Annotated in this window: 13 protein-coding genes; 2 read left to right on the forward strand and 11 right to left on the reverse strand. The window is 47.3% G+C overall.

Annotated features, from left to right (window positions below; all coding sequences use genetic code 11):
- Positions 1 to 20 precede the first annotated feature (20 nt).
- From bet to R7Q48_RS19460, 5 genes are all read right to left on the reverse strand, one after another.
- Positions 21 to 986: a phage recombination protein Bet gene (bet, locus tag R7Q48_RS19440; RefSeq protein WP_160188526.1), complete on the reverse strand. Its 966-nt coding sequence runs from the start codon at positions 984 to 986 to the stop codon at positions 21 to 23.
- 124 nt (positions 987 to 1110) lie between these two features.
- Positions 1111 to 2016 carry a hypothetical protein gene (locus tag R7Q48_RS19445; protein WP_160188525.1) on the reverse strand — a complete coding sequence of 302 codons (906 nt, stop codon included), beginning with the start codon at positions 2014 to 2016 and terminating at the stop codon, positions 1111 to 1113.
- Between the two features lie 10 nt (positions 2017 to 2026).
- Positions 2027 to 2995: an AAA family ATPase gene (locus R7Q48_RS19450; RefSeq protein ID WP_193325691.1), complete on the reverse strand. Its 969-nt coding sequence runs from the start codon at positions 2993 to 2995 to the stop codon at positions 2027 to 2029.
- A gap of 239 nt (positions 2996 to 3234) precedes the next feature.
- Positions 3235 to 3465: a hypothetical protein gene (locus tag R7Q48_RS19455; protein ID WP_160188523.1), complete on the reverse strand. Its 231-nt coding sequence runs from the start codon at positions 3463 to 3465 to the stop codon at positions 3235 to 3237.
- A gap of 235 nt (positions 3466 to 3700) precedes the next feature.
- Positions 3701 to 4021, reverse strand: a complete 321-nt coding sequence (locus R7Q48_RS19460) for a hypothetical protein (protein ID WP_160188522.1) — start codon at positions 4019 to 4021, stop codon at positions 3701 to 3703.
- Between the two features lie 297 nt (positions 4022 to 4318).
- On the opposite strand from R7Q48_RS19460, the gene R7Q48_RS19465 reads away from it, so the two are divergent.
- Both R7Q48_RS19465 and R7Q48_RS19470 read left to right on the forward strand, forming a co-directional pair.
- On the forward strand, positions 4319 to 4969 hold the full coding sequence (locus tag R7Q48_RS19465) for a hypothetical protein (RefSeq protein ID WP_160188521.1): 651 nt from the start codon (positions 4319 to 4321) through the stop codon (positions 4967 to 4969).
- 121 nt (positions 4970 to 5090) lie between these two features.
- Positions 5091 to 5951, forward strand: a complete 861-nt coding sequence (locus R7Q48_RS19470) for a hypothetical protein (RefSeq protein ID WP_318132412.1) — start codon at positions 5091 to 5093, stop codon at positions 5949 to 5951.
- Positions 5952 to 6058: 107 nt separating this feature from the next.
- On the opposite strand, the gene traN is transcribed toward R7Q48_RS19470, so the two are convergent.
- The 6 genes from traN to R7Q48_RS19500 all read right to left on the reverse strand — a co-directional run bounded on the left by traN (position 6059) and on the right by R7Q48_RS19500 (position 12696).
- Positions 6059 to 8797 (reverse strand): conjugal transfer mating pair stabilization protein TraN, encoded by a 2739-nt coding sequence (gene traN / locus R7Q48_RS19475; RefSeq protein WP_255785243.1) that lies wholly within the window; start codon positions 8795 to 8797, stop codon positions 6059 to 6061.
- 151 nt (positions 8798 to 8948) lie between these two features.
- Positions 8949 to 9953, reverse strand: coding sequence for a TraU family protein (locus tag R7Q48_RS19480; protein WP_160188518.1), 1005 nt, complete (start codon positions 9951 to 9953; stop codon positions 8949 to 8951).
- Positions 9947 to 10624, reverse strand: coding sequence for an EAL domain-containing protein (locus R7Q48_RS19485; RefSeq protein WP_160188517.1), 678 nt, complete (start codon positions 10622 to 10624; stop codon positions 9947 to 9949). Before R7Q48_RS19485 ends, R7Q48_RS19480 begins: the two co-directional genes overlap by 7 nt.
- Positions 10621 to 11832 carry a TrbC family F-type conjugative pilus assembly protein gene (locus tag R7Q48_RS19490; protein ID WP_318132417.1) on the reverse strand — a complete coding sequence of 404 codons (1212 nt, stop codon included), beginning with the start codon at positions 11830 to 11832 and terminating at the stop codon, positions 10621 to 10623. The genes R7Q48_RS19485 and R7Q48_RS19490 overlap by 4 nt, the downstream gene beginning before the upstream one ends.
- 19 nt (positions 11833 to 11851) lie before the next feature.
- The gene (locus tag R7Q48_RS19495; RefSeq protein WP_255785242.1) at positions 11852 to 12382 is read right to left on the reverse strand and encodes a S26 family signal peptidase; all 531 of its coding nucleotides are present in this window, start codon (positions 12380 to 12382) and stop codon (positions 11852 to 11854) included.
- On the reverse strand, positions 12379 to 12696 hold the full coding sequence (locus R7Q48_RS19500; RefSeq protein WP_160188514.1) for a hypothetical protein: 318 nt from the start codon (positions 12694 to 12696) through the stop codon (positions 12379 to 12381). Before R7Q48_RS19500 ends, R7Q48_RS19495 begins: the two co-directional genes overlap by 4 nt.
- Between the last annotated feature and the right edge of the window lie 3 nt (positions 12697 to 12699).

The raw sequence follows: 12699 nt of genomic DNA on the forward strand, positions 1-12699 counted from the left end.
GGGTATCCCCCCCGCTGGGGTTAGTAGTAACAGCCTTCCGCGCCCTCATCCTCACTAAAAGGTGGCACGTCTTCGGCACCAGGTTTGGCATTTTCAGAACCACCATCGGTGGGCTCTTGCTCATGCACTTTCTGGTCGTCAGGTTTAGGAGGCTCTATTTGGCCCATCTCCTTCTCTCGAAGGAATTGAGTCGCATATTGCAGTTCCGAACCCTCATACCGGCCCTTCACATACTCATGCGCCGCAGACCATGCGTTTTCAGCAATAGCGCGATTTGCGAGTTTGGTAAGAAGCGGGTCAAGCTCTTTATGCTCAATAGCCAACGGCTCTTGGCTATGAACTTGAGACGATGAAGGGAGGCTGGTAATAGCCGGAGTAATAGGCGATGCCAGCTCCATATCACTGATACGTTCTGCTTCATCTTGGTCATAAATACCAGAGAAACCGAAAGCGACACGAGAACACTGAATTAGTGACTTGTGCCGGAGTTGCCGTTTGGTGTGCGTTTGCCAAGGGCCGTTAACAGAATAAAGGCCTTTCGATCCTTGTTTCGTTACTGGTGCTCGGTAAACTTCGTCAATGAACTCCTTAATTCGGATAGGATGAGATCTGTCCTTACGGTAAATCACGCATTCTATCCACTCAGGGCAATCAACGTTTGCCCCGTCCATTCTGACCATCTTGTCCGCATATACGAACTCGATGCCATCGTACTGGGGATGAGCATTGATGATACGACTCCAACCATCAACACCTACAACCGGAATGATCCCGTTCTGTTTATCGTGGAACGCATAAATTTCCCGAGTGAAAGGGTTCAAACCGTATTGTTCCGCCACGATCAAGAGCGTCATCATTTGCTCATCAGTCGGGGCGCTGCCATCTCGCTGTTTAAACGCGGTCGCTTTCAACGTGTCATAGAACTTACGGTGATCTACACCAAAACGTTCAGCGATACGTGTTACAAGATGTTTGCTATCAGACATGGTATTTCTCCAATTCACGAATGAATGTTGAGAGGACACCATGACCCCCACGGGGCATTGGTGCCCCCGTGGGGTTTAGTAATAGTTGGCGGTGTTACCCACCAGCCAAGAGGTATAGTAAAGGTTAAAAAAAGAGGTCCTCTTGTTCAGAGTCGATCTCTGCCAGACGAATCAGCTCAGATACAAGGCCAAGCCTTTCTGCATCTGCTCTTACTTCGTCGTAGCTGAAACCAAACCGTTCAATAAGAGGCTTTAGAGAATCAAAACACTCGTAATCGAAGGTATCACCCTGCTCATCACAGAATGCCACCAGCGGCTTCTCTACGTTTGAAAAGTCATCCGCGAAACGCTGTTGCAGGTAAACCAACATCAGCAGCGGTTTGTGACCATGTTCCGGGCGGAGTTCACCAGCACCTTCCAGCGTAGCTGGATGGATAGTGTTCTCGCCTAGTCCAGAGTTAACCCCAAGCTCATAACCGCTATCAGTGCGCATCAGCACACTAGGTAGCAAGTCGTTTGAGCCGACCCTCCGAGCGACCTCAAAGCCGATTAAATCGGCTCCTTTGGTAAAAACCCCAGTAACAAAACCTTTGAAGAGGTTTATGTCACCTAGAGGTAACTCAGAAGGTGGAGATAACAGCCAGTTGATAGACCCCAAGCTGGCTGCTTGTCCGGCTGAAACATCCCTCCCTTCCAGCACAGTCTGTGTCTCTGCGTTTACCAGCACCTCATCCAGAAAGGTGTACCCCTGGCTGAGAAACTGTGACACATACTGGCTTTCTTTGTCCCTGTAGGACATTGGGATCGTGTCTGGGCCGTTTGCTTCAAATGGTACTTCGAGCTTTGTCTCAGACCAGTTTTCAGCTTTCCCATCAGTGACGGTTCGGCGTAGCTCAACCATCGTGAATTGGCCTGGCTCCAAGGAACTTGGCTCCCGGAGCAGCTTGTAGCCAATAAAGACTTCCATTGTTGCCGAGGTAAACACATCAAATAATGTGTAGCGGCGGCACAAACAGTCATTTTTCTTCATGAGTCACCTCTTAGCGCCACTGGTCCCCAAACACATCCTTCGCAACACGTAGGATGGCTTCACGCTCCTCTTTCACCGCACGGATAAGCAGAGCTTGATCCAAAGCGTATTCAAGGGCATTGGGAGCACCACGGAACGCAAGAGACAGTTTTGCCCAACGTACCAACGTCCGAGTAGACATGGTGACGCTGAGCTGACCATCTTCCCCGTTTTCGCCAAGAAACAGTTTGCGGACTTGATTAGCAATCCGAACCATTCCCTTCCGTACATTTTCCGGAAGTTTCGGTGTAACACGTCCAAGAATGCTGAGTTCAGCTTCCTCATCTGCATACCCTACTTTGGTAAAACGATAGCGATCCATAGCTGCGAGGTTCTGCATCATCACCCCCTGGTACAAACCAGAAGCATCACCGGACCCTGTAGAGTTACCAGTAACGACCACACGAAACATCGGGTGCGGCTTGATGATTTCCCCACCATTCTGAGCAATCACAAGAGGACGCCCTTCAAGGACATCATTGAGACCAGCCAGTTCGGCAGGATCGGCCAAATCAACCTCATTGATGAGGAGAAGATGACCTTCACGCATAGCTACTGCCAGAGGTCCATACATGAACTTCATGACAGGTGGTTGACCAGGTTTCTCCGCGACCAGAGCGTGATGCCCAACCAAATCTGTCAGCTCCATCCGCCCGTGAGCAGTAATTTGCTGTACAGGCCAGTTGAGACGACCAGCGATCTCGGTGATACCAGAGGTTTTACCTGACCCGGTAGGGCCAGTTACGAACAATGCGTCACCGCCAGGCTCTTTGAGATAGGCCAAAACCTCTCGCAGAAACTCTTTGCGGAAAACGTAGTTGGTATCAGTGGCAGGGACGAAAGGATTTGAACCATCAGCATAGCCGATAGCAGTTACCTTCTCCGGAATGCCTGGCATACCGAAAACCTTGCTTACTGAAAATTGAGAATATTGAGACATAGATGCGCTCCTATTATGACAGGCGCACCACGTCCCGAACCGGGCGGATGCGCCCGGCTGGGCTAGTAAATTAACGTTAATTTGCTGTTTGTTTTTGGCGACCAGCTATCGCACTTTTTCGCCCTCAAGGAGGACAAAATCTGCTTACTTATAGCCTTACCATGAGTAAGAAGACTTTTCAGGAGTGAGGAGAGTAACCTCCTTAGAGACTACTCCCTCAATAAACGAACATCTCCATATTAGACGAACATCACTACATCGTCATCTTGACCAATGACCCCAGTTTCTTTGGCCCACTTCACTGCTTCCGCGTGCGCCTGGTAGGGACTGGAGTACAGTTTCGGTTCAAATTTAACCTCGCGTCCATCAGCCAGATAAATGATGCCTGCGTGATCATCGTAAACATGAAATACCCACTGTAGCTTGTCGTCAAAGCGAACTGACACCAGAATACTTTGAAGACAAGCCACAGAGGCTTGTCCAAAAAGAGAGGGTTGCCCCTCCCTTAGAGCTGACTATCAGCAGTAGCCGAACGATTCAGCAATTCTCACCAAAGGACGAGAGATTACCCAACCTGTAGGGATACACAAAGCGATGATAGCGATTTCCATGATGTTGCTCCTAAGCAAAAAGGGGCAACATCCCCGTCAGGGTAAGATTGCCCCGATAGGTTTGAAAATGTCGAAGATTACTCAGCGACAGTTATTACCAAACAAGGTCATTGCCCTTACGAAGGTAAGTCGGGATTTCGAGATAATCCCAGTCAGGCTCTTGTTCAGTGACTTCTTGAACTTGAGTCACCTCAGGCTCAATAACTGCTTTGACTTGTTCAGTCTTAGCAGCACGTTTTTTGATGACGGCCTGTACAGACCGCATTGCAGGAACTGCGAATTTGTTCCAAAGGAACAAACCGATACGCTGGAATACGTTAGCGAAAGCGATGAAGGAAAAAGCAAATATCTTCGCTCCAACGTACAGTGCTCCCAGAGATGCAAGCAGAACTACAATGAAAGTGATGATGTGCATGGTGTTACTCCTATAAGAAAAGACAGGGGCAACACCCGAGCACCGGGAGAAGCCCCCGGTTTGGGGTTAAAATGCCATACGGCATTGGACAAGATGCTGTTTGTTTTTGGAGACCAGCTACCTCACTTATAGCCGCAGAGCGACTAAGATGGCTTAAATATAGCTCACCTTTATTCAACATAAAACGCTGTAACTGTCCATTTTGGGCACTTCTGGATGTCAAGTTACAGATTGTCCGCATTTATCCTTTCCTATGCGTTTATCTGTACCTCAAAACAAAATGAAGGAGTATCTATCATGGCAGAAGCACAAACAGCAGTAGGCACAAGCAACGACCGCAGTAACCACTACTCTCGCCCTATTTTTAAGCAAGTTCTGAAAGTAAACAGCCTACAGGCTCAGCGCGTAATGGAACGTAGCTTTGAGCGAGTTTCCAATTCTCTGTTTTCCATCGATGTTATTCTTCGCATCATCGGCGAGCAGGACGAAATCGACCAAGTTGAAACCGTCATCTTAGAACACATTGCCAAAGTCTCCGAAGATCTGGACAAAGCTACCGCCCAGCTCAACAAACTGATGGAAGACAACGGCATCGACATGATGCCCGGCTACACCAATCCAAACGAATACACCATTGAGATCAACTCACCCCAAGTTGCTCAGTTTGCGCACCTGATCCGCAAGTTGGACACCCTGATGGGGATCGTTGATACCCTCTGGTTGAACACTGTACTGACCAGCAAACAGCGCACCGACGCCACGTATCAATGGCAGCAACGTCTCATTAAACTAGCCGGTCGCATCATCGGCATCGAGAAACGAGCCCGCATTTCCGCCCACACCAAGGGCAAAGAAGGGGAAGTAGCCGAGGCCGCCCCGGAATCAGCAACCGGCGACGAGGAAATCGCAGACGAAGCCGAAAAAACTGACGAAGAAAAAGCGGCATAAACCAGTCCAAACCCTTGCCCCTCACCTGAGGGGCTTTTTTCATCCTTTATGGTTGCATTTTATGATACTGTGATATTATCTAAGTAAATCAGAGCCAACTCAGGTAAGAATGGAGAACAACATGAGAAACGCTTTAATCACCACCGCAGTTCTAGCTGTAGCAGCTCTGTCTGGCTGCGCATCCACCAGCAGTTACGAGCCCACAGTGTACAAAAACAATCACAGTCGCGCTTACAACATTGCGGAGGCTGGTGGCCTAGTAACTGGTATCCAAGACGCCTCTATTCCGCGTGACAAGCTGGAACGCTTGACCGACACCAAAACGTTTGGCGCAGCCTACGTTCTTTCTGGATATATGTCTCCTCAGCTCGGTATGACCGATTGGCAAGGTGGCTTGGTCAATTTTGCGAACTGGGCTATCGGCCCCAAACAGCATGGCGCGCGCAATAGCTTGATCGCTTGGATGCCAGCAAAAGAAGCGGCTTCACCGGCAGACGCTCAGGGCAAACTTCTTTCACATGTGAAAGTTTCCATAGAGTCAGCACTGACTGATTTGGGTGCTAATTTCACTCTTCTGTATGACAAAGATGGTCGCCTCACCTATCAGTTCTACAAGAACGAATGGGGATGCCCGACGTGGGTGAATGGGAAAAGTAAAGTGACAGACATGTGTTCAATCAAGGTGAATATCGTGGAGCCTCGCATAGGGACAGCGCCTGATTTTGTCTCTGGTGTTCAAGGATCAGCCTATGCTTTCACATCAGGCCATGAGACTGCATACAACTTTGTGAATGTCGGCAATGGGGCGACCAGCCACGCTCCTCAGCAAGCGATTTACGCAGCCATTAGCAAACAGTTACCAGCTTGGGTCTACCTCTACCTTGCTCCAAAATCAGTGGAACTTGAGAATGGCGACAAAATTGCATTCCCTTACCTTCTGGAACAAGGCAAGCCCGAACTGTTTGTTTATCCGTCAGCCTAAGTGACGCACATTGAGTAATGCAAAAAATGCAGTGATAAAGCGAAGAAATATGATTAAGAGGGAATCTTTATTCCTCTAAACAAAAGGGGCCGAAAGGCCCCATTTTGTTATCTCCCATTATTATTTGGTGCTCCTGTTTGAGGATTAACGCGATTTGTAGCCTCTTTCCTCTTAGCGTCAATATCTATTCCATCCAGTCTCTGTAACGCTCTCTCTTTAGCATCCTTCCGATCACCATTAATATTAAAATCACTACCAGCACCTGTTAGAGAGTCAATATTTATTGAACCTGGCGTAGGGAACTTGCCATTTTGTTGCAAAATCCCCAACCATTCATCTAAATCAACCTTACTCCAATCTATGCCTGCGATTTTCTCCAGAGAAATACCACTACATTGAGGATTTTTAGGATCGCCAAAAGTCAGTCCGAGCTGTGGCCGAATTTGTTCTTGAATTATTCTTGAAAGAGGAGAGTTAAAGCAGCAATAAGCCTCTCGTTCTTCTATACAAGCACCCAAAATTTTTGACTTGCAATACGACCCAACATAAGTGCAATTCTTCAACGCCCTTTTGGCGTTCATTGTGAACTCAGACTCTTCACACTTATAAATCATTTGAATCATTATCATTGTGACGACATAGACTGTATAGATTGACATAGCTGTACTGAGCCATGTTGTTGCAGTCTGCATCATTTGTTCGGCAGCTTGTTCCGATGCCGCAGCGGCGGCTTGTTCTGTCGCAGCATCTTGCCCAGCAGACTTAAAGACGTCCATCATAACTTCTTTAACCTGCTCTTTTAACTGACCAATCAGTTGATCCATCACCTGATTAAGCGGTTCCATAAATGAGTCCACAGAACCGGATATATTTTCAATATAGCTCGTAAATGGCTTTGTTACCTCAGTCCATCCTTCCATGACTGGATTTCTAAGTACCTGATAAGCGCCCTTCATGGCATTACCATCTTTTAATCCCATTATCGCTCCATCCAACTTAGGAACCGCCATAATAAGATTTAGGTAATCGGCTAGTGATATATTTGATGGTTTCTCACAGCAATCAGATACGCCACCTACAGCTATTTTACACTCACCGGCTTCACCGCCAAAAACCGTACATCCTTGATCAACATTTCCATCACCGCCCTCGTCCGTTGCACTATCAGTACATTTCATGTCTTGCGTCAAAAACTGAGCTGCATTAAGCAAGGCGGTTGCTCTGGCAAAATCTGCACTCTGCGTTTTATTTATTGCTAAGCAATCATCCCCCATGCAACGGATCGGCCCACCACACTTATACTCGGTGTTTTTATCGAGAGTTGGGACCTTAACATCCACACCACAATCGTAAGTATCCTTAAATACATAACATTGCCCCGATGAGCCTTGAGCACCATCAATACACTCAGAGCTGATAAAACCACATTTGGGATTACCTTCTAGTGCAGCACAACTGTTTGTCTTTTCACCATCATTTTGAGGGCAATGTTTTACCCCTTGAGGATCAGTCCAACATTCCATTTGCCCCACGTTAAAATCGCACTGGAGTTTTGATACTCGGACCTTTTGTGCGAGCCTTGGAATACCTGACAAAGGTGATGGTTTCAGCGAGTTGAAAAATTGATCACCAGGGCAAATGCTGGAGCCATTAACTGTAATACAGTCGTTTTCATTTCTGGCCCCCTCAGTAACACTTATTGTTCCCTTACAAAAACCATCATTCAATTTCTTTGCATCATCAATACAAGTCTGCGGAGTCCATTGGTCCTCAACTTGCTTGGTGAATCGAAAAGCAAACTTCCCACCAAGAATCCACTCTAGGTCATCTGATTCCGTAGTGTCCTGGATCTGTACAACCCCAACCAAACCATTCTCACAAGTTGGATATTGGTTAACTCTATAGATAACAGTCGAGTCGATCTTTCCGGGTAGGCCATGCTCAGCCCAATCCCAAGAACCAACAAGATCGGTCTTAAAATTAACGGCACCACTGCACATGGCATTGAAATCTACTTTTGGTATTTGCGCGACTTTTTGGGCACCATCAGAGGGTGCAATTGGTTCCCACGTACCATTTTTAAGGTCAAATTTAACAGTGACCCAAGTTCGACCTACAGAACCGACATATACATATTGAACATCACTTGTTATTCCCAAGGAATGGATAATATCGCAATCACCAGCAGGTTTTACTACTCGCTGACAACGCTCATACTCTGGAACGTGCGCATTGATAGTCCCTTCATTAATAGTTGTTTCGGCAGAACAATCACCAAACCCGCCAGCAATAAGATCCATGTTTTCATATGTTTTTTTACTTAGATTCAAAACCGGATCATTAGAAAAATCTGGCCGAGAACGATTTGTTGCATCAAGAAGGATTTTATATGCTGCACCTGCAATTGATGGATTAGAGCTATTAGCATCGGACCAAAGAGCCCCTTGGGAAGTGTTGCCCACATTATCCATGTCACTGCCAGAGTCATACATACCCTGTAAATTATCAACACTTGGCTTATTGGCGTCAGGGAAATAATAGCTGTCCGGCTTATTATTTTTACTACTTGTCCCAGGGAACAGATCGTTAACATTAACTTGTTCGCCACCACTCATTTGGAACTGACCATCTTTCAACGTCGGCATTGAAATTGTGCCATCCTGAACTGTTCCAGAGTTAGACTTGAATGAGTTAGATAAGCTCTGTCCAAATGATTGAGCATCTTTACCTACAGTAGCTATATCCGCCGCACTCGAACTACTGGCATAACCATGTACCGGCAACGCGGAAATGGTTATGGAAAGCAATGAGGCAACGGTTCTCATGACAACGGTATGACTTCGCATATTCATCTCCATTTTGACATTTAGATGCTACTCCAGAGAAAAATAGACATGAGTATGCCTAGCGGCCCATTTTGGGCACTCCTGCGTAAAATCTGCATATTGAAATGCAAAAGCCGTGCAATGCACGGCTTTTCATAGAGGGAGTTAATGGCTAGTTGTTACAGCAATCATTCCATCTCCAGATGGTATAGATAGGATCTTGACCAATTGATGGGATTGTCCTCGATAGCCCCCAAGTCAAGGTTGACTCTCCTATCACATGAGATGAGTCAGTCTCAGGAACTGGATGTAGCAGCGTGAATTTATATTGTGTTTTTGGCAGCGTCGGGCTTATCACTCCACGACACATCGCATCGGAACCCATAGTCTTCCATGCCAATCCTCTCCGGTGCAACGCGGCCAAAACTCGAGTAGTTAAAAGACTGCTGTCACGTATAACCCCCTTACCACCATTTTGGTTTCCACTTAGGGGGTATAGCGAACCCCATGATCCGGCGCACCAAAAAAGCTGTTTGAGAGGTCTTCCTGCCGTAGAAGAAATAGCATCAGCAGTACAAGCTGTTGCGGCGATTGGGTTGGCTACTGCCGCAGCCTCTGGGTTGGTAAAAAAAGCGAGCTCGTCATTGTTCCATGTCGGGTCTACCTCGGAAAGATACATGATGTCTAGATCCATGTAACCATCGGCATTGCAGCTCTCTTTTATAAACATATCGAGCATTATAAGTAAGGGAAACGCGTAATAGTGATAGTGCATAAAAGATCCATCTCCACCATCCATATCGCCCATACCATGATGACCTTGATTTGTTCGATCAAATGGAAACCGAGTTCCATTCAACACAGATGAACATCCCGGTACTCTTTGAAATTCGATAAGCCTTGCGGGCTCCCACATAGACGTAGTTACTCCTGGCCGTGGGACCCCTAGATTATCATTACAGGCACATAGAGGAGATGTAACTGCATCACTAGGTATAACTCCACCTCCACCGCTAATTGGAACTCCAGCAATTTTTATAGGGAATAGACAATTCCAACATATGTCCGTTATTAACTTCGCTCCAATCACCTCGGCATTTTGGCAACCGGGCTCAGCTTTCACTACCCCACCAAACAGTGCAAATGTAAATACAATCAATTTCATGAATTTCAGCATAATGGTAAGGCCTTTGCTCTATTCAAACTTTTCTCTACAGCAATCGGCCTCCCATGAAGGAAACCTTGCTGCCATACCAAACCAAGTAATTTGGCATTCTCTTCCAAAGGTGGGGTCTCAACCTGCTCAGCAATAAGATGGATGCCTTTGCGTCGGCAATGAAGAATGGCAGTGAAGCCGTCAAATGAACTCAGTTTTCTCGCATCAAACTTGCAATAGTCCCAGTCGTAGCCAATTAGGCGAGACATTGAAGAGTTTTTGTCTCCGTAATCATCAAGAGCCAGACTCACTCCCATAGCAGTAAGAGCGCCCCATCTAAATGCCAGAGATTCGTCCTGAACTCCCTCAGTGATCTCGATGACAAGCCTTGATGGATGATTTTTCGTAATTGCTCTAATTATCTCGGCCCACGTATGAAAAATGATGTCAGATTTCAAAGTTTGTTCTGACACATTAACAAAGAGAGTCTGATACTCCTCGCTGCAATGGCAAAGGTGATCTTGAATGAACCTTGCGACCTCAATGTCCACCACTCCCCAATTAGGGGGTGATGATAATCCCGATGGAGTGAATACTTGGCCTTCACTACACCAACGAGCCAAAACCTCAGCAGCAACAAACGAACCCGTTCCAACATCCTTAATTTGCTGTAAAACCGGGGCAAAAATCATTCACCGCCCTCCTCAGCAAGTTCGCGGACGACAAACTTATTGCCTCTGGCTGTAATCACGCTCGGAGTATGCTCCAGCTCGAACCGAGTAATTAGATCTAGCGTCAGTAGATATACCGGCGCATCAAAGCTGTCAGTAACACTCTTGTAGGAGTCCCAGCCTTTGTCTTTGTCGAACTTTGTAGCGATATAGGTGATCCGCTGAACTCCAGGCTCCTTCTTGATTTCTGGCAGTTGCTTGGCAAGCAGTTCCATCTGCTTTTTGTCCAACGGGTCGAAAACAACGACAGCTTGGGTAAATGGCCGTGTTCCCGGTTTGCAGACTTCTTTCGGATCGCACAACGGGTTGATCACGTCACCCGCGTGAGCGAATACTGTGCCATCTGGAGTGCTGATGTCACTGGTGATCATGACACTGGGGTCAATTTCTCTGGTTCGAGATTTGGCCGCTCTGGGTAGCTCATTGAAGTTTTGCTTGGTCCAGAACCGCTCAACAGCGAGCTTCTTCTTCTCTTCCCAGTCGATATTGGCAAGGCGTTTCTTGGCAACCTCAATGAGATCTGGTTCGCTAATTTTTTCCACCGGCCCCTTAACGCCGAGATCGCCTTTTTCTCCGTTATCTACTTCCCGAGCCAACCATACTGGGTCGGACAAACCGGAAACTTGGGCAACGACATTTGGTTGTTCGCCAGGCAACTGCTCATCCTCAAGCATCACAATCGTGGGAACGCTTGTAATTTTGTACGTTTTGAACAAAGTTGGGTTGATGATGACGTTTGGCACAGGGTCTTTTTTGGCCGCCATAGTCTGAATAGACTTAACTCCCTGTCCCAGATTCATGCCTTCCGGAACACCACGGAACACAATCACCGCATCAGATTGACCCGACACAGCGGTTAGGACGTCATCCAGCCCCTGTTCGCCAAGCGACAAAGACGCGAAAACCAATATCCGATGGTCGGAGTAGATGCCCTTTTCAGCCTGCTTACGGTGCATCTCCTTGAGCGTCGGGTTAGTTGATTGGAGCTGATTGAACAACGCTTTAGCTTCGGCCTGAGCCTCGTCCATGTGTTGGTTCTGCAACAGAGATGGCATTTCCATCTTCTGGGCCTTTTGGGCAATTTGCTTTCCCTGCTCAATAAACGCCCTATCTTGTTCTGACAGCGGAGACTCTTGAGCGGATGCCCCGCCGCCAGCCACAGAGAACATCAGCGCCACAATAACGCACTTAGAACAGGGGATATGCGCGGCCAATGATCTGATCATTTTTCACAGTCCCCCAGTAGCGTGAGTCGAAGCTGAATAGGCTTTTGCCCATAAACCAGTAGTTGTTCTCTTTCAGTGTGCCCTTGCCGTAAAAGTGGCTCTCGGGCAGATGTAGTTTCCCTGCAAGCTGGAGTCCCTCTCCAACAACATCACCATTGACGGTGATCTTCCTCTTATCGTTGATCTCGACCTTATCTCCCGGCATACCGGTGAGAATTTTGACCATGCGAGTCCCGTCTTTGTAGAAAGGCTGCATGTTCTTGGCGTGGAAGGCGTAAACAGCCCCCTTCTCCAAATCCTGGTCGTTAAGATCAATGAGAAAGAAGGTATAACCCGGCAGACACTTCTCCTGCTGTGGGTCAATACCAATACGGTAACGGCTAGCAAAGGCCGCTCCCACAGTCCAGAGAACCAGTAGCGTCACCCCAGCCTTAACCCCGAAACGCGTCCAAGATTCCTTCTTGATAAAATACTTCTTGGGTGAAAATGTCATTTCAGCACATCCTCAGGGAGGTACACGTCACTTGGCGCACCGATGACTGAGCTTGCGTCAAGGACCAAATAACCTGCATCTTTCAACTTCATAATTGCGTCATTGGTCTTGACCATCAGCTTTTCCACTTCCACCTGAGAGGCTCCTGCGGGGTACGCCGATGCCACCTTAGCGAAGTCAACCACGACTACTGGCGGGGTTTGATTCAAACGCTGATGGATATTTGCCATTTGTTCGCTCATCACGTAGTAACTGCCGCCGAAGCCACCAGCGGCACCAAGAATTGCGGCAATTGCGATTGATTTAATGTTCATTAC

It is taken from the genome of Vibrio sp. 378 (assembly GCF_033339435.1).

Bases quoted from the DNA above. Each gene is read 5' to 3' on its own strand.
- R7Q48_RS19470 (WP_318132412.1), top strand. From the start codon at position 5,091: ATGAGAAACGCTTTAATCACCACCGCAGTTCTAGCTGTAGCAGCTCTG.
- R7Q48_RS19480 (WP_160188518.1), bottom strand. From the start codon at position 9,953: ATGCTGAAATTCATGAAATTGATTGTATTTACATTTGCACTGTTTGGT.
- R7Q48_RS19450 (WP_193325691.1), bottom strand. From the start codon at position 2,995: ATGTCTCAATATTCTCAATTTTCAGTAAGCAAGGTTTTCGGTATGCCA.
- R7Q48_RS19485 (WP_160188517.1), bottom strand. From the start codon at position 10,624: ATGATTTTTGCCCCGGTTTTACAGCAAATTAAGGATGTTGGAACGGGT.
- R7Q48_RS19495 (WP_255785242.1), bottom strand. From the start codon at position 12,382: ATGACATTTTCACCCAAGAAGTATTTTATCAAGAAGGAATCTTGGACG.
- R7Q48_RS19500 (WP_160188514.1), bottom strand. From the start codon at position 12,696: ATGAACATTAAATCAATCGCAATTGCCGCAATTCTTGGTGCCGCTGGT.
- R7Q48_RS19465 (WP_160188521.1), top strand. From the start codon at position 4,319: ATGGCAGAAGCACAAACAGCAGTAGGCACAAGCAACGACCGCAGTAAC.
- R7Q48_RS19445 (WP_160188525.1), bottom strand. From the start codon at position 2,016: ATGAAGAAAAATGACTGTTTGTGCCGCCGCTACACATTATTTGATGTG.
- R7Q48_RS19460 (WP_160188522.1), bottom strand. From the start codon at position 4,021: ATGCACATCATCACTTTCATTGTAGTTCTGCTTGCATCTCTGGGAGCA.
- R7Q48_RS19490 (WP_318132417.1), bottom strand. From the start codon at position 11,832: ATGTTCTCTGTGGCTGGCGGCGGGGCATCCGCTCAAGAGTCTCCGCTG.
- traN (WP_255785243.1), bottom strand. From the start codon at position 8,797: ATGCGAAGTCATACCGTTGTCATGAGAACCGTTGCCTCATTGCTTTCC.
- bet (WP_160188526.1), bottom strand. From the start codon at position 986: ATGTCTGATAGCAAACATCTTGTAACACGTATCGCTGAACGTTTTGGT.